The 20,047-nt window shown below is 41.8% G+C and carries 20 protein-coding genes; all 20 read right to left on the bottom strand.

Annotated elements, in window-relative coordinates:
• Positions 1-55: 55 nt before the first annotated feature.
• The 20 genes from msrB to KZX55_RS07095 all read right to left on the bottom strand — a co-directional run bounded on the left by msrB (position 56) and on the right by KZX55_RS07095 (position 19,989).
• The gene (gene msrB, locus KZX55_RS07190; RefSeq protein ID WP_033606126.1) at positions 56-1,168 is read right to left on the bottom strand and encodes a peptide-methionine (R)-S-oxide reductase MsrB; all 1,113 of its coding nucleotides are present in this window, start codon (positions 1,166-1,168) and stop codon (positions 56-58) included.
• 9 nt (positions 1,169-1,177) lie between these two features.
• Positions 1,178-1,741: a redoxin family protein gene (locus tag KZX55_RS07185; RefSeq protein WP_000759267.1), complete on the bottom strand. Its 564-nt coding sequence runs from the start codon at positions 1,739-1,741 to the stop codon at positions 1,178-1,180.
• 13 nt (positions 1,742-1,754) lie between these two features.
• Positions 1,755-2,465: a cytochrome c biogenesis CcdA family protein gene (gene ccdA2, locus KZX55_RS07180; protein ID WP_248026074.1), complete on the bottom strand. Its 711-nt coding sequence runs from the start codon at positions 2,463-2,465 to the stop codon at positions 1,755-1,757.
• A 163-nt stretch (positions 2,466-2,628) separates the two neighbouring features.
• On the bottom strand, positions 2,629-3,180 hold the full coding sequence (locus KZX55_RS07175) for a GNAT family N-acetyltransferase (RefSeq protein ID WP_248026063.1): 552 nt from the start codon (positions 3,178-3,180) through the stop codon (positions 2,629-2,631).
• A 300-nt stretch (positions 3,181-3,480) separates the two neighbouring features.
• On the bottom strand, positions 3,481-4,305 hold the full coding sequence (gene nadE / locus KZX55_RS07170) for an ammonia-dependent NAD(+) synthetase (RefSeq protein ID WP_248026054.1): 825 nt from the start codon (positions 4,303-4,305) through the stop codon (positions 3,481-3,483).
• Positions 4,302-5,762, bottom strand: a complete 1,461-nt coding sequence (locus tag KZX55_RS07165; RefSeq protein ID WP_248026047.1) for a nicotinate phosphoribosyltransferase — start codon at positions 5,760-5,762, stop codon at positions 4,302-4,304. The genes nadE and KZX55_RS07165 overlap by 4 nt, the downstream gene beginning before the upstream one ends.
• Before the next feature lie 128 nt (positions 5,763-5,890).
• A complete protein-coding gene (locus KZX55_RS07160; protein WP_248026045.1) occupies positions 5,891-6,367 on the bottom strand; it encodes a DUF6773 family protein in 477 nt (158 codons plus the stop codon).
• Entirely contained in the window at positions 6,357-6,830 is a 474-nt protein-coding gene (locus KZX55_RS07155) for a DUF6773 family protein (protein WP_248026042.1), read from the bottom strand. The genes KZX55_RS07160 and KZX55_RS07155 overlap by 11 nt, the downstream gene beginning before the upstream one ends.
• Complete coding sequence (locus KZX55_RS07150; protein ID WP_001107502.1) at positions 6,820-7,029, bottom strand: helix-turn-helix transcriptional regulator; 210 nt, start codon at positions 7,027-7,029, stop codon at positions 6,820-6,822. The genes KZX55_RS07155 and KZX55_RS07150 overlap by 11 nt, the downstream gene beginning before the upstream one ends.
• Before the next feature lie 197 nt (positions 7,030-7,226).
• On the bottom strand, positions 7,227-7,637 hold the full coding sequence (locus KZX55_RS07145; protein ID WP_248026040.1) for a GNAT family N-acetyltransferase: 411 nt from the start codon (positions 7,635-7,637) through the stop codon (positions 7,227-7,229).
• A gap of 101 nt (positions 7,638-7,738) precedes the next feature.
• A complete protein-coding gene (locus tag KZX55_RS07140) occupies positions 7,739-9,103 on the bottom strand; it encodes an amino acid permease (protein WP_057489444.1) in 1,365 nt (454 codons plus the stop codon).
• Between the two features lie 76 nt (positions 9,104-9,179).
• Entirely contained in the window at positions 9,180-9,662 is a 483-nt protein-coding gene (greA, locus tag KZX55_RS07135) for a transcription elongation factor GreA (protein WP_000818770.1), read from the bottom strand.
• A 61-nt stretch (positions 9,663-9,723) separates the two neighbouring features.
• Entirely contained in the window at positions 9,724-11,475 is a 1,752-nt protein-coding gene (gene mltG, locus KZX55_RS07130) for an endolytic transglycosylase MltG (protein ID WP_248026038.1), read from the bottom strand.
• A 90-nt stretch (positions 11,476-11,565) separates the two neighbouring features.
• Complete coding sequence (locus tag KZX55_RS07125) at positions 11,566-12,054, bottom strand: GNAT family N-acetyltransferase (protein WP_248026028.1); 489 nt, start codon at positions 12,052-12,054, stop codon at positions 11,566-11,568.
• Positions 12,051-12,518 (bottom strand): GNAT family N-acetyltransferase, encoded by a 468-nt coding sequence (locus KZX55_RS07120; protein ID WP_248026026.1) that lies wholly within the window; start codon positions 12,516-12,518, stop codon positions 12,051-12,053. Before KZX55_RS07120 ends, KZX55_RS07125 begins: the two co-directional genes overlap by 4 nt.
• Before the next feature lie 9 nt (positions 12,519-12,527).
• The gene (gene murC, locus KZX55_RS07115; protein ID WP_033584509.1) at positions 12,528-13,862 is read right to left on the bottom strand and encodes a UDP-N-acetylmuramate--L-alanine ligase; all 1,335 of its coding nucleotides are present in this window, start codon (positions 13,860-13,862) and stop codon (positions 12,528-12,530) included.
• Between the two features lie 11 nt (positions 13,863-13,873).
• Positions 13,874-14,485, bottom strand: coding sequence for a hypothetical protein (locus KZX55_RS07110; protein ID WP_033584507.1), 612 nt, complete (start codon positions 14,483-14,485; stop codon positions 13,874-13,876).
• A 47-nt stretch (positions 14,486-14,532) separates the two neighbouring features.
• Positions 14,533-17,628, bottom strand: a complete 3,096-nt coding sequence (locus KZX55_RS07105) for a DEAD/DEAH box helicase (protein WP_248026025.1) — start codon at positions 17,626-17,628, stop codon at positions 14,533-14,535.
• A gap of 92 nt (positions 17,629-17,720) precedes the next feature.
• The gene (locus KZX55_RS07100) at positions 17,721-18,887 is read right to left on the bottom strand and encodes a MalY/PatB family protein (protein ID WP_248026024.1); all 1,167 of its coding nucleotides are present in this window, start codon (positions 18,885-18,887) and stop codon (positions 17,721-17,723) included.
• Positions 18,888-18,894: 7 nt separating this feature from the next.
• The gene (locus KZX55_RS07095) at positions 18,895-19,989 is read right to left on the bottom strand and encodes a cystathionine gamma-synthase (protein ID WP_061588054.1); all 1,095 of its coding nucleotides are present in this window, start codon (positions 19,987-19,989) and stop codon (positions 18,895-18,897) included.
• Positions 19,990-20,047 lie beyond the last annotated feature (58 nt).

Raw genomic sequence — 20,047 nt, 5'->3', positions numbered from 1 at the left:
CACTTACTAGTATCAGTATAGCAAAATTCTCCTCTAACTACTTAGGAAAGACTTCTTAATCGACATAATCTAGTAAATAGGCATAGCCTTTTTCTGCCATTTGGTCTTTGGGAATAAATCGGATAGAGAGACTATTGATACAGTAGCGTAAGCCACCCTTGTCCTGAGGCCCATCTGTAAAGACATGGCCAAGGTGAGAATCTCCAACTCGGCTCCGCACTTCCATGCGTGTCATATTGTAAGACTTATCTTCCTTGTAGGTAGCAACATCTGGACTGATTGGTTGGGTGAAACTAGGCCAACCACAACCAGACTCAAACTTGTCTTTTGATGAAAAGAGGGGTTCGCCAGTGGCCACATCCACATAGATACCAGATTCAAATTTATCCCAATAGCGGTTTGAAAAGGCTCGTTCTGTTTGATTTTTCTGTGTGACTGCATACTCCTCAGGTGACAAGGTCTTTTTCAATTCTTCATCACTTGGTTTAGGATATTTGCTGGCATCGATGACGGGATAGGCAGCCTGATTGACATTGATATGACAATAGCCATTTGGATTTTTCTTGAGGTAGTCTTGATGGTAATCCTCAGCCACCACAAAATTCTTCAAGTTTTCCTTTTCAACTGCCAGAGGTTGGTCATATTTTTTAGCAACTTCATCAAAGACTTGGTTGATTACTTCCAAATCCTTTTCATCTGTGTAATAAACACCAGTACGGTACTGGGTCCCCACATCATTTCCTTGTTTATTTTTGCTGGTTGGATTGATAATGCGGAAGTAATGAAGCAGAATTTCCTTGAGGGAAATTTGCTTAGCATCATAAGTAACATGGACAGTCTCTGCATGGCCTGTTTGGTTAATCAATTCGTACTTGGTTGTTTCCCCTCTACCATTTGCATAGCCTGAAACGGCATCGGTTACTCCAGGCACGCGTGAGAAGTATTCCTCCACTCCCCAGAAACATCCCCCAGCTAGATAAATTTCGTGCAAGTCTGCGTCTTTACTCACTTCTGTTTTTTTCACTGTTTTTCCTCCTTGGCTAACGGATGCTTTCTCAATTTGCGAGCTATCTGTCTGCCCTGTATTTCGCATCAATAGAAAATAAAAACCGGTTATGGCTAGGAGAATGACTCCTGCCAAGACAAAAAGTTTTACTTTATCATTCATAGCCTTTCTCTACCCCATTTCTTTCAATTCTTTTAAAATCATTTCCTTATCCATAAAACCTGGTTGCGTTTTGACCAGCTTGCCTTCCTTGTCTATAAAGGCTTGAGTCGGATAAGAACGGACACCATAACTTTCCAAGAGTTTACCTGATGGATCAATTAAAACTGGAAAATTTTTATAATCCAATCCCTTGTACCAATTCTTAAAGTCTGCTTCTGCTTGTTCACCTTTGTGTCCAGGAGAGACCACTGTCAAAACTACATAGTCATCACCAGCATCCTTAGCGATTTCATCCGTATCTGGAAGGCTAGCTAGACAGATGGAACACCAAGAAGCCCAGAATTTAAGATAGACTTTCTTGCCCTTGTAATCAGATAAACGATAGGTCTTACCATCTACTCCCATCAGTTCAAAATCAGCGACTTCCTGACCTTTAGTCGCAGTTTTCGAACTAACTTGTTCTGTTTTGGATTGCTCCTTCATAGTAGACTCGTCTGACATGTTTTTAGTCGAACAGGCTGCCAAGCAACAAATTGAGCCTACTCCAAGGAGACATGTTTGCCATTTTTTCATTTCTTTTTCCTCTCTATTCAAATAATGTAGTCAAAATGGAAGCATTTCCCAAAAGCACCAAGATTCCCATCACGATAATGAGAAAACCACCCACTTTTTTGAGGGTTCCGAGATAAGGATGGAGTTTTCGGAAATGTTTCAAAACATAGCTGGAAGCAAGAGCTAGAACCAAAAATGGTAGCGCCAAACCCAGCGTGTAAATCAACATGAGACCAGCACCCTGCCAAGCTCCTGAACCACCTGAAGCCGCCAAGGCCAAAACAGACCCCAGAACCGGCCCCACACATGGCGTCCAAGCAAAACTAAAGGTTAACCCCAGTAAAAATGCCTGACTATAGCCGTTACCCTTTTGCTCCTGTCTCTTTAATTGTAGCCTTCTTTCCTTGTAGAGTCCCTGCAAATGTAAGACTTCCATCTGGTGCAAGCCCAAGAGAATGATAATCGCACCCGTCACATACTGAAACCAAGAAGCATACAGCAAATTGCCTAAAAAACCAGCTCCATAACCCAGTAAGATAAAAACAAAGGAAATCCCCGCTATAAAGGCCATAGTTCGCAATAAACTAACAAGTGAGATTGAAAATTTTCCGCTAGAAGCCTGAGCATCATTCTTATCATCCAATAAGACTCCTGCATAGACTGGCAACAAGGGTAAAATACAAGGAGAAAAGAAGGAAAGAATTCCAGCAAGAAAAACACTAATAAAAAAGATTACATTGTCCATTGCCTTCCTCCATTCTTTGATTTGATAGGTCTATTATATCCCCAAAACTCCAGAAAAAACAGGGACAATGATAGGGAAAAATAGGAATTTAATCAGTTTATTTAGAAATCTGGCACAAAAAAAGCCAGACAAGGTCTGACTTTGGTAGAAACAGAAAAGAGAATCACCTGTCCTCCCTACTTATCTGGTAATAAATAAGGTCCGCAACGTAGTCTTTTCTCTCCACATCATTGGTAATGGTTTTTAGATAAGACATTCCCGCTTTTTCCATAACACGGCCTGAAGCTGGGTTGAGACTGGCATATCGTGCTCTGGCTTTTTGAAAACCTGCTTGAGTAAAACAAAAGTCTAACACAGCTTTTAAGGCCTCTGTCATCATACCACGGTCCCAATAATCTTTTCCTAAAATATACCCAATTTCACAACTTGAATCAGGCTCATTCATCTCAACGATGCTGATATCTCCTATCACATGCTCAGGATCTTCTTTGAGACAAATGGCCCATTTGTAATAGTTGGGATTGGTATAGGATGCAACCCAATTTCGAATCGAGTTCCGAGTCACCTCAACATCAGGATGAGGATCCCAGGTGACATAGGCCAAATTCTCAGCAGATGAAGCCCAATTTTGAAACATAGCTTCCGCATCACTCTCCACAAATCTTCTCAAAATCAAACGTTCTGTCTGTAACATTTGCGTACCGATTGCTTTCATAATGTTACCTCGCTTTCTAAGCTTAAGGCTCAGGGTAAAAAGACTATACTCAGTAACAGCTAGAAAACAAGTTTTTCATCTAGTTACTTGACGCAGTCGCTGTCTGGTTTGAAATGCGCTTTACCAAGCTTTTTCAAACCTAGTCATCCTTGCGGGGGTGAGACAAGGAAAATCGAACTCTACGAGTTACCGAATCTGCCTCGTTTTCCCGTTTCTAGACTCGGGCTGAAAAACTCCACTGGAGGTTATTCTTGCTCTCGAGTTTCAAGGCAAGAAGCTAAAAAGGTCCCCCGGACCTTTTTACTCCCAAAAGTGATCAAAGACGGTGATTGGTAGGTGGCGTTTGTGTTGGCCTTTGTGCCACCAGTTTTCGATAGTCGCTTGGGCTTCTGGGCTGATTGTTTTTCCTTCTAGGTAGTCATCAATCTCTTCATAAGTGACTCCCAAGGCTACTTCGTCTGCAATACCTGGTTTTTCTTCTTCCAGGTCTGCTGTTGGGATTTTTTCATAGAGGGCTGGGTCTGCACCAAGCACCTTCAAGAGTTGCTTTCCTTGACGTTTATTGAGGCGATAAAGAGGGAGAATATCTGCACCACCGTCACCAAACTTGGTAAAGAAACCTGTGATATTTTCCGCAGCATGGTCTGTTCCAATGACCGCTCCGCTATGGGCACCCGCAAGGGCATATTGGGCAATCATACGACTACGAGCTTTAATATTGCCCTTGTTAAAGTCTGAAACAGGACTTCCTGTCGCTTCAACTGCAGCTGTCATGGCATCAGCTGATTCCTTAATATTCACAACCAAGCTGACATCTGGTTGGATGAAAGCGAGGGCTTTTCGAGCATCCGCTTCATCAGCTTGCACGCCATAGGGCAGGCGGACAGCGATAAATTGGTAGCTGTCATCTCCTGTCTCTGCTCGCATTTCTTCCATAGCTAATTGCGCCAAGCGCCCTGCTAAGGTTGAGTCCTGACCTCCAGAAATCCCTAGTACAAAAGTTTTAAGGAAGGGGTGTTTTTTCAAGTATCTTTTTAAGAAGTCAATGGAACGACGGATTTCTTCCTGAGCGTCAATCACTGGCTTGACACCCAGTTGCTGGATAATGGTCTCTTGCAAACTCATTCTTCTTCTCCTTCACCAAGGGCTTCTTTGCGCATCTTATCAATCAAGTCCATCTTATCTTGCCAAATATCACGCGCCAAGTCTACTGGATAATGCTGCGGATTTAGCACGCGTTTGTATTCATCCCAAAGCTTGTCAAATTCTTTGCGAGCATAGGACTGAATCTCAGTCAAACTAGGCAAGTTGTAAACTAATGTTCCTTCTTTGAAAATATCCACTAAGAGAGGAACGGCATCAAAATTTCGAACAGTCTTTTTGATGTAGGTATAAGTTGGATGGAACATCTTGATTTCAGTCATGCCGCTCACATCCACACCATCATAGGTAATGTAGTCACCTTCTGACTTGCCTTTTTCACGACTGGTAATGCGCCATACCTGCTTCTTACCTGGCGTTGACACTTTTTCAGCATTATTAGATAGTTTGATGGTATTGCGCATACGACCATTCTCATCTTCGATAGCCACAATCTTGTAAACTGCCCCAAGAGCTGGCTGGTCATAGGCTGTAATCAGCTTGGTTCCCACACCCCAGACATCAATCTTGGCCTTTTGCATCTTGAGGTTGAGGATAGTATTTTCATCCAGATCATTAGAAGCATAAATCTTAGCCTCTGTGAATCCAGCCTCGTCTAGTTGCTGACGGACTTTCTTAGAAATGTAGGCAATATCCCCAGAGTCAATCCGCACACCCATAAAGTTAATCTGATCACCCAGTTCACGCGCCACCTGAATAGCAGCTGGCACACCGATGCGAAGTGTATCATAAGTATCTACTAAAAAGACACAATCACGATGGGTCGCCGCATAGGCCTTGAAGGCTTCATAGTCGTTTCCATAAACCTGTACCAAGGCATGGGCATGAGTCCCCAATACTGGAATACCAAAGAGTTTCCCTGCTCGCACATTGCTAGTTCCGTTGGCTCCACCAATCACCGCTGCTCGTGTTCCCCAGATAGCTGCATCCATTTCTTGCGCACGACGTGTCCCGAACTCCATTAAGGGTTCATCCTCAATGACCGAACGAATACGTGCTGCCTTAGTCGCTATCAAGGTTTGAAAGTTAACGATGTTTAAGAGAGCCGTTTCGACCAATTGACATTGGGCTAGAGGCCCTTCCACCTGTACAATCGGTTCATTGGCAAAGACCAAGTCCCCTTCCTGAGCAGAACGGACTGTCAACTCCAACTTGAGATTGCGGAGGTAGTCTAAGAACGCCCCATGATAACCAAGCGACTCCAAATAAGCAATATCGCTATCTGAAAAGCATAAGTCTTCAAGATAATGTACAATTCTTTCCAAACCAGCAAAAACTGCATAGCCGTTCTGAAAAGGTTGCTGGCGGAAGTAAACCTCAAAGACCGCCTTCTTATTGTGAATCCCTTGGTCAAAGTAAACTTGCATCATGTTGATCTGGTACAAGTCCGTGTGCAATGTCAAACTATCATCTGGATACATCTGTTTTCCTTCTTCCTACTTTACAAAGGTATGAACGTATTCTACCACTTTCACACCATCCGATAAATTAGTACTATTATAACACATTTTGTCGGGATTGAGAAAAGAGTAACAAGCTTTTATACTTCCTAAAGCTCATCCATATCTTGCTCAAACTTTTTTTGAGCCCATTCGCCATAACTTTTAAGGCCGAGATTGCCGATAAAAACCCAAGGAAGGTAAATCAAATAAGTAATGACCCAAGCAGACAAGTATTTAACGTTCAAAGGATTATGCTGATAAATTTCGATATTGAATTGATAATTCTGCAACATCAAGAGAGTCGTAATAGCGAGAGTCACCAGCAAACACCCTACAATCGTAAAATGAAAACGACTATAGTAGGTCACTCCAAGTTGTCGTGCACGATTGAAAAAGAAGAAAATTCCTAAAAGAAGGGTAACCAGAAGAATATTAGGATTAAAAAGAGCAGGTGCTAATACAGCCACCAAATAACTTAGCAGAATGAGCCCGATAAACATATAAAAAGACTCTGTCCCAGCTTTATTGATCAGTTGTTCTTCTCTTTCGTCTAGTAATTGATAATAAAAAAATCTATTTTTCATCTTCTTCCTCCCAAACTTGCTGATTTCTGCGATTCAAGTATAGGATAACTCTATCCATAGAATAACTCCCAACAAGATAGATGATAACTGCTAGAACCACTTTTAGGGAGTACTTCCAAGTCAATAGACTGACCAGTTCCTCGCGATTGCCTACGATATCAATCAATAAAACCACTATAGAAAATCCCAAAGCAGATAAAATTCTTTCTTTTCCAGTATTCTCAACAATATCTCGAATGTCAATTCCTACATACATGCGGCGAATAATGGCATACAAACCAACTCCAATCAATAAAAGTAATTCTGGTAAATAGGACAAAAGTGTTAAATTGAAAATATAAACTTTGGCAAAAATTTCCAGTGCCAAAAATAGGCACATTCCCAAGAGAATTTCTCCTGAAATGTTTCCATCCAATTTTTCCGTACGTTCATCTTTTATCACAAGTTTTTTTCTATTTTTCATCTTCTTCCTCCCAAAATAGTTGGTCTAATGTTTTGCCTAAGCATCTGCAAATGGACTGGCAAAGGGAGAGACTAGGATTGTATTTCCCAGCTTCAATCAAGCCTATAGTCTGCCTAGTAACACCCACAGCTTCTGCCAAATCCCCTTGTGTTAAATCACGCTCCACACGAGCTAATTTTAATTTTAAATTTTTAGCCACTAGCGTCCTCCTTCACATTTTTAAAAAGTTGCTCTTCTTTTAAAAACATTATACCATATATCTAACTTAATGCAATATATAAATGTCATTTTGTAAGATTTTATTAACAAAAAACTCTCTACCATCTTACATGATAAAGAGTATTCGTTCTTTTTTGATACTTAGCTAAGTTCCTCTCCAAAGGAGAGAAGCCTATGTCACAAATCCTTTTGGTAATAGTATCTATGCCCTGTATAGGGATAGTTTTGCAAGGTAAAGACTTCCTTGTAGCCGTGGCTTTTATAAAAATCTGGCGCTTGAAACTGGTAAGTATTGACGAAAGCAAAACGACAGTTTCGATTCTTGGCTTCATTTTCAGCTTGCTCCAATAGTTTTGAACCGATTCCTTGTCCTCGTAGCTCCTCTTTCACAAATAAATATTCGATTTCCAGCCAATTTCCAAAAGTCTCAGCTACTAAGCCTGCCATGAGATTGCCCATTTCATCTTCGACATAAAGGTTCAGTGGCTCGCTTTCAGCCTCTTCTCTTTTAGAGCGATTATAAGCACGAATCAAATCCCCTATTTCTTGCGCTTTATGCGACTCCATATTTTCTAATCTAACGTGCATCCAAACCTCCCAATAAACTACTACAGCTTGATTATAATCCTATTTCAATAGACTGTCAAACTAGAAAAAAACTCACCAAGCTGAGTTGATGAGTTCATGAGTTATTTTCTAAATTTCCACTGGCTATAAATTCCGAAACCGATAATCCAGATAGCTGAACCAATTGCTCCCATAAAGGTAGATTCTTGTAAAAAGAGGGTTACAAAGACAAAGATAAAGAAGAGCATGGTTAAAGGATTTAGAAAACGATAATGGGGCATGAGGTAGCCATCCGCCATGAAGTCTTGTGACTTGCGGTATTTGAGATGGGCCACCATAATCAAGATATAAATCGCGATGTAAACACCTGATGAAGATGCCGTGATCAAAGCAAAGGCATCTGAAACACCTGGCAACACATTGATAAAGGCAGCCAGAGCAATTAAGATTGCTGAAGCAATAATAGCATTTTGTGGAACATTATGGCGAGAGAGAGTATCTGCCTTGATCGCTTTTAAGAAGCGATTGGGTGAATCATGGGCAATCTGGTAAAGGTGTCGTCCTGTTGAATAGAGGGTTGAATTAAGAGCCGATGCGGCCGACGTCAAAACGACGAAGTTAATCAGAGCCGCTGCCCACTTGATCCCTGCCAGTTCAAAGACCGTTACAAATGGAGAATCTGAAGAAGCAAGTTCTCTCCAGGGAATAATAGACATAATGGCTAATAGAGCTCCACCATAGAAGAAGACAATCCGGAGAGGAATTTCTTTAACTGCTTTTGGCAAAACCTGACGAGGATTCTTCGTTTCAGAGGTTGTCACTCCGATAAATTCAATCATCAGATAGGCAAAAAATACCATTTGAAAGGCCATGACAAAGTTCATAACTCCATTTGGGAAAAGAGAGAATTGATTGCTGATATTTGCTAGACTTGCAGCACCATATGGTGTTTCAAATCCTGTTAAGACCATAAAGACTCCTGTTGCAATCATAGCTAAAATAGCCACAATCTTAACCATAGCAAACCAAAACTCGACTTCTCCAAAGAGCTTAACCGCAATCAGATTGACCAAGGCCAAAATCGTTAAAAAAACAATCTGAATCAGCCAACTAGGCCAAGAAGGAAACCAAAACTGAACATAATGCGAAATCGCAGTGATTTCTGCCATACCGATAAAGACAACAGACAACCAATAAGACCAAACCGAGAAATACCCCCAGCCTTTCCCCAAATGACGGGTGATAAAGTTGATAAAAGTATGTTGTTCTGGATCCTGATATAGCATCTCCCCAACAGCCCTCATCATCAAAAACATAAAGGCTCCTGTAATCATGTAAATCAGGATGATAGAAGGTCCAGTAAGGCTGATAGAACGACCAGCACCTAGGAAAAGTCCTGTTCCGATTGTCCCCGCAATGGCCATCACCTGAACATGGCGATTGGTTAAACCACGTTCCATTTTATTTTTTTTCTTATTTGAACTCATATAGTCTCCTATTTATTCAAAAAATCAAAAAGGAGTTGAGCAAGTCAAGACCTCCACTACTCCATTTTCATGCTATTTAGGCTGTTTTTTCAACCTTTAAAATTTTGACATCGTAACTACCAACAGGTGTCTCAATCGTAACAATATCGCCTGTTTTTTTGCCGATCAAAGCTTGTCCAATCGGACTTTCATTTGATACCTTCCCAGCGAAAGCATCCGCACCTGCAGAACCGACGATGATGTAGACTTCCTCTTCCTCTTCACCGATTTCTTGGATGGTTACTGTCTTACCGATAGCTACCTCATCTTGGGCAACTGCATCGCTATTAACAATTTCAGCATAGCGAATTTTGGTTTCTAGACTTGAAATTTGTCCTTCAACAAAAGCTTGTTCATCCTTAGCTGCTTCGTACTCACTGTTTTCTGAAAGATCCCCGTACGAACGAGCAATTTTGATACGCTCTACTACTTCAGGACGACGAACGAGTTTCAATTCTTCTAATTCTTTTTCTAACTTTTTCTTTTCTTCAAGGGTCATTGGGTAAGTTTTTTCTGCCATTTTTTCAACTTTCTTTTCTATTACTTTTTTAAAACAAAATTATGTGGAAAACCACATAATTTTAGTTTGAACTACTTGATTGTGTTAATTTACTATTGATATGTTCTGCAACGTTTTGGTCATGCTCTTCTTTTGTCGTTGCAAAGTATACTTTACCGTCTTCAACATTGGCTACAAAGTACAAGTACTCACTCTTTGTCTGATTTACACTTGCTTCAATCGCATCGAGGCTTGGACTATCAACTGGGCCGGGCATGAGGCCAAGATGTGTATAAACATTATAAGGTGAATCAATCGTAGTATCAATTGCAGTATCATCAGCCAAGCTAATCTTTTGGCCAAGTTTTCCTTCAGCATACAAGATAGCAATGTTGCTTTGAAGTGGCATACCAAGATTCAAGCGGTTATAGAAGACTCCCGCAATCAATTTACGATCTTCGGTCTTAGCACCTTCTTTTTCGACAAGAGAAGCAATACTGAGCAATTCATTAACTGTCAGATTCTTTTCTTTTATCGTAGTGTAGTACGGTGACATAGCCTTGTCCATAGCTGCTAACATATCATCAATCAAGCTTTCAACCGTAGTGCTGTCTTTGATAGTGTAGGTTGCTGGGAAAAGGTAACCTTCAAGGCGATAACGAACGCCACTGTCTTTTGTTGGAAGACTTCCAAGAAGGTTTGGATACTTGGCTACTAGTTGGGAGATGAAGGTTTCATCTTGAGCTTTTGCCAGGAAAGCATCCGCTGTAAGAGGTTCTTTAAAATCACCTTGGAGTTGACCTACTGTCTGAGCAATTTGCTCTAAGGTATAACCTTCCGGAATAGTTAAGTTCGCAAGCACTGGTTCTTGAGGTTCAGGAGTTCCACCTTTTTGCAATTCTTGAATCAAGTCATCCGTACTCATGCTCTTCTTCAAATTGTAATAACCTGACTTCAAGTCTGAACCCTTATACTTAGCATAAATACTAAAGATAAGTCCATGTTTGACCAAACCAGATTTTTCCAAAGTGCTCCCAATTTGTTGCACATTTGATCCTTCTGGAATTTGAACTGTCATATACTCCTTAGAGCTCGCATCAACAGGTTTCAAAGAGTCTTGAACATAACCGTACCCAAAGTATCCACCAGCAGCCACAAGCACCAAAAGAACTAAAAAGGTTACTAGGAAACCTTTGGCCTTTGATTTTTTCTTTTTCTTGGTTGGTTTTTTACCTTTACGGCGACGGTCACGACGTGATTCCTCCGTTAATCTGTCTGAGGATCCAGTTGAAGCTAGCGCTTCAGCTTTATTCTCAGAAGAAGGAATTGATGTATTGACCTCTTCTGTCTTATAAGTCACATCTATCTTGGTCGGAGTGTCGTTAAATTCTTTTTCTTCAGGTTCAAGTTCAACTGGTTCCACCTTAGGTTGAACGGACTCCACTACAGATTCTTCAGCTGGATGAATCGGTTCTACTAGAGGTTCTTCAGATTCTACAACTTCTATCTTGTCAATGACAGGCTGTCTAATCTCTTTCTCTTCTTTTTCATCCGTTTTATCAGCTTCATCACTCGAAAGTGGAGGAACACTCGGCGCATTCTTTAGAATTTTATCGACAACAGATAGGGAATCAGCCATCAACTCTTCTGTTGAAGCATCAGATTCAGGATTTGCAGGAGTTGCTGAACTAGCTTGAGATGATGAAGCCGTCAGATTTGGAATGTCTACTTCTTTCTCTCTTTTATCTTGTTCTTTTACTCTCTCTAAATCACGTAGAATCTGCTCTTTAAAGCTTAATTTTTCTTCTTCTCTTGATTTTTCAGTCAAAAGCATTACCTCCTTGTTGACAATCCATAATATTATATCTTAAAAGTTACAGAAAAGCAACAAAACATCCCTTTCTATAGCTTTGATTCTCATTTTTTAAGGTTGCCAAACCATATCATACCAACTTTCACCCGCAAAGCTTGACTGGGATACTCCTTCATTCACAAATCCATTTTTTTCATAATAAGGGATGAGATAGTCATGACAGGTCAAATTGATACCTTCTCGTTCATGTTCTAAAGCAACTTCTTTCAGAGCCCTTAACAGTCTTTTCCCCACGCCCAAGGCTTGTGCCCCCTTAGCTATGGAGAGACAAGTCACAGAGATATAACCTCCAGGTCGATGGCTATAGTCTTTTATCTCTTCTGTAAAGGACTGATCTTGTAGATGACGATGTGGGACGACTGGACCTTCGATATACCCAAGGATACGTCCCTCCTTTTCGGCTACGAGAAAACTGGTCTGAATTTCACGTAAGTGCGCCTCAAAGACCGCACGAGGAATGGCTTCTTCAAGGGAGAAATTCTCCAGCTCTATCTCTAAAATTTGATCTAAATCCGAAAATCTTGCTTGTCTGATTTTCATACTTCCTCCTGATAAAAAGGATTGGCCCAAATCAGATTCCATCCCGAAAATCTTGCGCATGAAGCTTCTGGTGCTTCTTCCTCAACAAAGCCATTCATCTCAAAATAAGAGAGCAGGTCATCAGGACAAGTCAAGCGAAGATACTCATACCCTCCTTCCACCGCCACTTGTTTCAAGCTAGCAAGAAGAAGGGTCCCCAAACCTTGCCCGCGATGGTCAGGATGAATAGCAAATGATCTTATTTCTATCCATGTGGGATGAAGAGACTGAGACTCTCCTAAAACATAGCCCACGAGCTGGTTTTCATCTCTAGCTACAAGAAAGGTATCCGCAATCTTACGGATACTCTCTTCTAAAAATTCGTAGTTCACTATTTCTTCTGAGGATAAACAAGATTCTTCAATTGCTACAATTTCTTCTAAATCCGATAAAGTAGCCCGTCCTATGGTGATTGGAATTTCCATTCTTTTTTCTTATTGGACGTTACTTGTCAAATTAGACAAAAGACGTTCAAATGAGTACTCATAGGTTTGGATATCTCCTGCTCCCATAAAGACATAGACTGCATTATCATGCTCAAGGAGTGGTGATACATTTTCAACTGTGATGACTTGGCTTTTCTTCTTAATTTTATCTGCTAGGTCTTCTACCTTGACGTCACCATGATCCACCTCACGGGCTGATCCATAGATTTTCGCCAAGTAAACAGCATCTGCCTGGCTCAAAGCTTTAGCAAAATCGTCTAATAGGGCAATGGTTCTAGTAAAAGTGTGTGGTTGGAAGATTGCAACAATTTCCTTACTTGGGTATTTCTGACGAGCCGCATCTAAGGTCGCAATGATTTCCGTTGGATGGTGGGCGAAATCATCAATAATAATGGTGCCATTGACAACCTTTTCAGTGAAACGACGCTTGACACCAGCAAATGTTTTCAAGTGTTCACGTACCAAGTTCAAGTCAAACCCTGCTGTATAAAGTAAACCAATAACGGCTGTCGCATTCATAATATTGTGACGACCAAAGGTTGGAATGTGGAATTGACCCAACTCTTGTCCGCGGAAATGAACTGTGAATGTTGAACCAGTCGTAGAACGTAGAAGGTCGCTAGCTACAAAGTCATTTCCCTCAGCATCAAAGCCATAGTAATAGATTGGCGCATTGGCTGTAATCTTACGCAACTCAGCATCCTCACCGTAAACAAACAAACCTTTACTAATTTGTTTGGCATAGTCATTAAAGGCGTTGAAAACATCCTCTAGACTTGTAAAGTAGTCTGGATGGTCAAAGTCAATATTGGTGATGATAGAGTATTCTGGGTGGTAAGGCATGAAATGACGCTCATATTCATCAGATTCAAAAACAAAATACTTGGCATTTTCAGAACCTCGACCCGTTCCATCCCCAATCAAGAAGCTAGTGTCTGTGATGTGAGACAAAACGTGAGACAGCATCCCAGTCGTTGATGTCTTACCATGCGCTCCTGCAACCCCCATGCTGACAAAGTCACGCATAAAGCTACCTAGGAATTCATGGTAACGTTTGTAGCTGATACCATTTTTGTCGGCATAGGCGATTTCAACATTGTTGTCTGGACGAAAGGCATTTCCAGCAATAATTTCAAGATCCCCTTGCAGGTTCTTTTCATCAAAAGGAAGAATCGTAATTCCTGCCTGCTCTAGTCCACGTTGAGTAAAGTAGTATTTTTCAACGTCTGAACCTTGAACCTTGTGTCCCATTTGATGCAACATCAAGGCTAAGGCACTCATCCCTGATCCCTTGATTCCAATAAAATGATATGTTTTTGACATGCTTTTCTCCCTTACTCAGTAATTCTTGTCAGATTCAACTCTTGGGCAACCTGACGTTCCTGTTCTGTTTGCTTATTCTTTTTATTATAGATTTGACTCTTCTTTAGAAAATCATAGTTGTTCTTTTTAGCCTTTTCCGTTTGAGATTTCGGAGTTGGAGTTACTACCTGGTCAGCCTCCTCGGCTAGAATATAGTGGGACTGGCTCAAGTTTTTGCTAAACTTGGCAAGCTCACCTGGATTTTCCTTTTGAAATGGTGCTGTTGGTTGGTTTCCTTGACGAACAAGTGTTGAACCATTGTGTCGTCTAGTATGACTAACATCCTGAGTCAAATACTTGGCCGAACGTTTCTTCTTCAGATCCGCACGCGCCTCTTCTCGAGCCAATTCAGCATACGTTTTTTCAACTTTTTTAGGTTCTGGGCCTGGTTTTGGCTCCTTGCTAGCTACCGAAGGAGTTACAGCCTGTTCCTCATTGATAGGAGACCATTCCAAATAGTTTTTATCGCGGTAATCACCCTTGATATTGCTAATAAAGTCTGACTCATCATACAAGTCCATGACTGGCATTTTAGTCAGCATGATCTCATCATCTGACACCAGTGGAAATCGATCTTGTTTCATTTTGTATTTCCTTTCAACACTTCATTATAGCGTATTGTCTTGATTTTTCAAGTGCTGGCTTCAGAAATCCCTAAAATTTCTCGAATTTCTGCCAGACTAAGACTCGCACGCGATTCCGTTCCATCCAAAACTTGGGAAACCAGGTGTTTCTTCTGTTCTTGGAGTTCTTGAATCTTTTCTTCAATGGTTCCTCTAGTAATCAAACGGTAAACCTCTACCTTCCGCTCCTGTCCCATTCGGTGAGCTCGTCCGATAGCCTGAGCCTCGACAGCAGGATTCCACCAGAGGTCCACTAGGATGACGGTGTCAGCTCCTGTCAGATTGAGACCGACACCACCCGCCTTAAGAGAGATGAGAAAGATATCCCTTTCCCCTTGATTAAATATTTTGGTCATTTCTTGCCGATCTTGAGCAGGAGTTGAGCCCGTAATTTTGAAGGAAGTCAAGCCCAAGTCTGGGAGTTCTTGCTCGATTTTTTCCAACATTCCTTTAAATTGAGAGAAAATCAAGACCCGATGCCCACCATCAGCCACTTGTAGCAATAAATCTCGAAGGCTATCCAATTTACCACTGGCTCCATGGTAATCGTCCATGAAGAGGGCTGGCGTATCGCAGATCTGGCGCAATCGCATGAGACCAGATAAGATTTCTACCCGACTTCTCTGGAATTCTTGGTCTGTCACTTGGGCTAGACGGTCTCGCATCTGTTGCAACTGGGCCAGATAGATGGCCTTCTGCTGGTCTTCCAGTTCATTTTTATAGACGACTTCGATCAGATCAGGCAGTTCTGTTAGGACTTCTTCTTTCTTACGCCTCATGACGAAGGGCTTGATAAACTGCGCGACTCGGTCAGCCGGTAATTTCATAAACTCCTTTTTACTTGGCAAGAGCCCCGGAAGCACAATTTGAAAGATAGACCACAACTCTCCTAAATGGTTTTCGATAGGCGTACCTGACAAAGCAAAGACTGCCGGCACAACAAACTGGCGCAAACTCTGAGCAATCTTGGTTTGGGCATTTTTCATGACCTGGGCTTCATCTAAGAAGAGAAAATCAAAAGCCATCTCTTGATAAAGCTCGCTGTCTTGACGAAAGGTTGCATAGCTAGTCACATAGATTTGGTGATTTTCAGAAAGAATCGCTTCTCGATTCGCTTTCAAACCATGAACGACAGCCAAATCCAACTGTGGGGCAAATTTTCTAAATTCATCTGCCCAGTTGTAGATTAAACCTGACGGTGCTAAAATCAAGACCCGACTATCTTCTGTCACCTGACTAGTCAAAAAAGCGATGGTTTGCAGTGTTTTCCCCAATCCCATATCATCTGCCAGAATGCCACCAAAGCCATAGTGATGAAGCATCTGGAGCCAACGGACTCCCTTTTCCTGATAGTCTCTCAAACTCGCCTGAACCCGTATATCTCCCAAAGGAAAATCCTCTGGATGGGTCAAATCATGAGCTAAATGCCGAAATTCTTCCGAGAAGGAGATCCTGTCTCGACCTTCAAACAACTGAGACAAACTGTAAGCTAGGGATTTCCGAGCCTGAAAAGAACCATCTTTTAGCTCAACCCCCAGTTCCTGCAAATTTTGACGAATCTGCTTGGTCTCCTCATCAAAAAAGTACACTTGGTCAGAAGAACTGATATAGAAATCCTGATTGCTGGTCAGGGCTTTAAGAGCTTGATCAATCTCTTCTTGGGCAATCCCTTGGAAATCAAATTGAATTTCCAACAGTCCTCCCTTGGACTCAATCTGAACCTGAGGAGCTTGGACGCTGTAGAGCTGATTCATCTCATCAGACAAGAAAACCTGACCCAACTTCTGAAAAGCTGGAATCGTATGGTGAAAGAAAGAATAAACTGCCTCTGGCTTCAAAGCCTGTCTCCAAGACTGAAAATCAGCCTCAAAACCAGCCCCTAAACAGACTTGAAATAGCTGATTTTCCAAGACAGCATCGCTTGAAAATGGTGATTGTTCCAGCTGTTGACGACTAGTCACCTTAACCTCTCCATAGTCAAACTGGATATCCAAGCGGATGCGGCCGTCATCCTCCCTATCAAAGTAAAAGATTGGTGAAAAGGATCGTATTTGTAAGCGCTCAGGAGCAGAAACTGTTCCTAGCTGTCCAAACAAGGGCAGACAGGTGGCTAGGCGGTCACGATCACTGTTGTCAAACTGGAGGCATTTTCTCCCTCTTTCCTCCTGAGGAAGCTCCTTGATTTCCTTTAGTAGGCTGATTTGTTTAGGATTTAAGAGATAAAGATTCCCCTTACGAAATAGAACCGCTCCCCCATAGAATATGTTGACTCGCTCACTTTCAGAAATCTCCATTTCAAAATAATCGGGATACTCCTGCACTGAAAAAAAGAACAGTTCTGCATCGGGATCTAAATCATGAAAGAGAAGATTTTCATAACTAGTAATCTGGTGCTCAAAATGAAAATCTTCCAAGTTCATCAGCAACTCCACTCCCTGCTCAAAAAAGGTCAGAGGAAAAAAGAGGTGACGACCTTGATTTGGGAAAAAGAGATCTTGACTCAGTCCCTCCTCAATCAAGCCACATAAAAAAGTAAGAACTTCTTGACTAGCTGTATCAAAAGCCTCCCAAGACAAGTCATTTTCATAGTATTTCCCAATCATATATGGCTTTCGATGGACCAAGACCTTCAAAAAGAGAGGGATGTCACGAATGACATAATATTTTTGACTATCAACTAAACCGATTCGGAGAGTCCAAAGGAGGCGATTGGTTCCAGCTTCCACCTGCCCTTGAGCCGACAAAGTGCAGATTTTCTCTCTCTTCTGAGGTTGAATACGCTCCAAAAAACTACCACCAAAACTAACCTTGGTTTCGACCTCTTCTTGCTCTTCATGTCCTTTTTCTAAGGCTTGTAAAATCACCTGGCCTTCTTCATCATTTTTCAGATAATGCTCTAGCGCTGCGAGGTGAACACAGTAACCTCTTTTTTGGAAAAAATCACAAGCACAAAAAACCAGATCATCCTCTAAACTGTAGCGCAAGTCTTCTCCCGCCACACGAGTATAGAGGCGATTCCCTTTTTCCTTGATAATCTCAATGTCGCCTGTTTCATAGAGTGCAACCCCCTCCATGCGCAACTTTCCCGGAATCAATTTAGCCATAATTACCCCTTTATCTTATCTTTTCATTATACCACATTTTCCCCCATGAAAATAGCCTTCTAGGAAGACTTTTCTCCTAGAAGGCTGGATTTTTAAAGTGTAGCAAAAGTGGTCACGATGCGTTGACAAACCTCTTCCAATACTGACTTAGGCATGGCTACATTGAGGCGGGCATGAAGAGTTCCCTCCTCCCCAAAGTCCAAACCTCGGTTGAGGATAACCTTGGCTTCATTCTTCAAAAGCTCTTGCAAGCGGTCATCCGTTAGGTCATAGGCTGAAAAATCAAGCCAGATCAAGTAGGTACCTTGTGGTTTCATGACCTTAATCTTGGTTTCGTTGCCCAAAACATCCACTACATAGTTAATGTGGTCCTCGATGACTTCCTTTAACTCTCCTAACCAGTCCTTGCCATAACGGTAAGCAGCTTCTGTCGCCAAATACCCCAAGCCTGAGATTTCATGCTGGTTATTGGCCAACTGGCGTTTTTGGAAAGCAACTCGAAGCTTTGGATTTTCAATGACAGCATAGGAATTTTTAGTTCCAGCAATATTAAAGGTTTTAGTGGCACTACTCAAGATAAGGGCAAAGTCTTTAAAAGCTGGATCAATGGTATTAAAAGACTGGTGTTTGTGACCAAAGAGAGCCAAATCTTGGTGAATCTCATCTGAAACAAGCAAGACACCGTGTTTTTGGCAGAGATGACCAATCTTTTCTAACACTTCCTTTTCCCAAACACGTCCACCAGGATTGTGGGGATTGCAAAGGATATAAAGCTTCACATCCTCTTCCACCATATCCTTCTCCAACTGGTCAAAGTCAATCTCAAACAACCCATCCTTTTCCACCAAAGGATTGGTAATCAATCGGCGATTGTTGAGTTTGACACTGCGAGCAAAAGGTGGATAGACCGGTGTGTTAATTAGAACAGCCTCCCCCTCTTTTGTAAAGGCTTGAATGGCTGTTGAAATAGCTGGCACCACTCCCTCGATAAAGACGAGGGCATCCTTGTCAAAGTGATACCCGTGTTGGCTGGCTTCCCAGTCCTGAACCGATTCAATCAAAGCATCGCTAGCATAAGTATAGCCATAGACCAACTGATTTGCGTAGGCTTGTACAGCTTGTCGAACTTCAGGCAAAACTACAAAGTCCATATCCGCTATCCAGGCTGGTAGAACTTCTCGATCAGCTTCGGCTTCTTTCCATTTATAGGTATGGTGTCCAAAACGATTGGGCAGGCTTGTAAAATCATATTTTCCCATATCTGTCTTATCCTTCCAAAGCTTGTCGCAAGTCCGCAATCAAATCCCTAGCATCTTCAATCCCGATTGACAAGCGCAGGAGGTCATCTGTTAAGCCATAGGAATGGCGCACTTCTGCTGGAATATCCGCATGAGTCTGAGTTGTCGGATAGGTAATCAGACTCTCTACCCCACCCAAACTTTCTGCAAATGAGAAGACCCTTAAGCTATTTAAAATATGAGGAATACGCTTTTCATCCACTACTTTAAAGGAAATCATACCCCCACGTCCAGTATAGAGCACTTCCTTGACAGCAGGTGAAGCCTTCAAAAAAGCAACCACTTCTTGGGCATTTGCTGTAGAACGCTCCATACGAAGAGGTAGAGTTTTAAGACCACGAATCAACTGATAACTATCAAATGGTGACAAGACCGCACCAGTCGTATTCAAATTGTAGAACAGTTGCTCATATAGTTCTAAACTATTAGTCACAACCACCCCAGCCAAGACATCATTATGCCCTGCTAAATACTTGGTGGCAGAATGAAGAACGATATCCGCACCATCTTCAATCGGACGTTGGTAAATCGGACTGTAGAAGGTATTGTCCACCACTACCTTGGAACCCTTGGCATGAGCTAGTTTGGCTAGTTTGGCAATATCAAATTCCAACATCAAGGGATTGGTTGGCGTTTCGATATAGAGAACATCCACATCTTTCTCTAACTCAGCAATCAACTCTTCTTCTGTATTAGCATAGGTAAAATGGAAGCGGCCTTCTTGCTCCACTTGGTTGAACCAACGGAAAGAACCCCCATACAGATCGCGCACAGCCAAGACTTTACTTCCTACTGGAAAAACACTAAAAGCCAGTACAATCGCAGCCATTCCTGAGCTCGTTGCTAGGGCATAGTCTGCTGATTCGATTGCCGCCAAGACCTCCTCCGCCTTACTGCGAGTTGGGTTTTTAGTACGCGTATAGTCAAATCCCGTAGACTGACCAAACTCTGGATGCTGATAAGTTGTTGAAAAATGAAGCGGCGTCACCAAAGCACCTGTTGCCTCATCTGACTTGATCCCTGCCTGGGCTAAAATTGTGTTGATGTGTAGTTCTTTGCTCATACAATACCTCCAAATCTATAGTAACTATTGTATCATTTATTTTTGCCAACTCATTTTC

It is taken from the genome of Streptococcus halitosis (assembly GCF_023147855.1).
Lineage (GTDB): Bacteria > Bacillota > Bacilli > Lactobacillales > Streptococcaceae > Streptococcus > Streptococcus halitosis_B.
This window is presented reverse-complemented; position numbering and strand designations above follow the sequence as displayed.

Bases quoted from the DNA above. Each gene is read 5' to 3' on its own strand.
- KZX55_RS07100 (WP_248026024.1), bottom strand. From the start codon at position 18,887: ATGGGAAAATATGATTTTACAAGCCTGCCCAATCGTTTTGGACACCAT.
- KZX55_RS07125 (WP_248026028.1), bottom strand. From the start codon at position 12,054: ATGAAAATCAGACAAGCAAGATTTTCGGATTTAGATCAAATTTTAGAG.
- ccdA2 (WP_248026074.1), bottom strand. From the start codon at position 2,465: ATGGACAATGTAATCTTTTTTATTAGTGTTTTTCTTGCTGGAATTCTT.
- KZX55_RS07185 (WP_000759267.1), bottom strand. From the start codon at position 1,741: ATGAAAAAATGGCAAACATGTCTCCTTGGAGTAGGCTCAATTTGTTGC.
- KZX55_RS07160 (WP_248026045.1), bottom strand. From the start codon at position 6,367: ATGAAAAATAGATTTTTTTATTATCAATTACTAGACGAAAGAGAAGAA.
- KZX55_RS07110 (WP_033584507.1), bottom strand. From the start codon at position 14,485: ATGAAACAAGATCGATTTCCACTGGTGTCAGATGATGAGATCATGCTG.
- KZX55_RS07165 (WP_248026047.1), bottom strand. From the start codon at position 5,762: ATGTATCCAGATGATAGTTTGACATTGCACACGGACTTGTACCAGATC.
- mltG (WP_248026038.1), bottom strand. From the start codon at position 11,475: ATGCTTTTGACTGAAAAATCAAGAGAAGAAGAAAAATTAAGCTTTAAA.
- KZX55_RS07145 (WP_248026040.1), bottom strand. From the start codon at position 7,637: ATGCACGTTAGATTAGAAAATATGGAGTCGCATAAAGCGCAAGAAATA.
- KZX55_RS07105 (WP_248026025.1), bottom strand. From the start codon at position 17,628: ATGGCTAAATTGATTCCGGGAAAGTTGCGCATGGAGGGGGTTGCACTC.
- KZX55_RS07140 (WP_057489444.1), bottom strand. From the start codon at position 9,103: ATGAGTTCAAATAAGAAAAAAAATAAAATGGAACGTGGTTTAACCAAT.
- KZX55_RS07095 (WP_061588054.1), bottom strand. From the start codon at position 19,989: ATGAGCAAAGAACTACACATCAACACAATTTTAGCCCAGGCAGGGATC.
- KZX55_RS07120 (WP_248026026.1), bottom strand. From the start codon at position 12,518: ATGGAAATTCCAATCACCATAGGACGGGCTACTTTATCGGATTTAGAA.
- msrB (WP_033606126.1), bottom strand. From the start codon at position 1,168: ATGAATGATAAAGTAAAACTTTTTGTCTTGGCAGGAGTCATTCTCCTA.
- KZX55_RS07175 (WP_248026063.1), bottom strand. From the start codon at position 3,180: ATGAAAGCAATCGGTACGCAAATGTTACAGACAGAACGTTTGATTTTG.
- nadE (WP_248026054.1), bottom strand. From the start codon at position 4,305: ATGAGTTTGCAAGAGACCATTATCCAGCAACTGGGTGTCAAGCCAGTG.
- KZX55_RS07155 (WP_248026042.1), bottom strand. From the start codon at position 6,830: ATGAAAAATAGAAAAAAACTTGTGATAAAAGATGAACGTACGGAAAAA.
- greA (WP_000818770.1), bottom strand. From the start codon at position 9,662: ATGGCAGAAAAAACTTACCCAATGACCCTTGAAGAAAAGAAAAAGTTA.
- murC (WP_033584509.1), bottom strand. From the start codon at position 13,862: ATGTCAAAAACATATCATTTTATTGGAATCAAGGGATCAGGGATGAGT.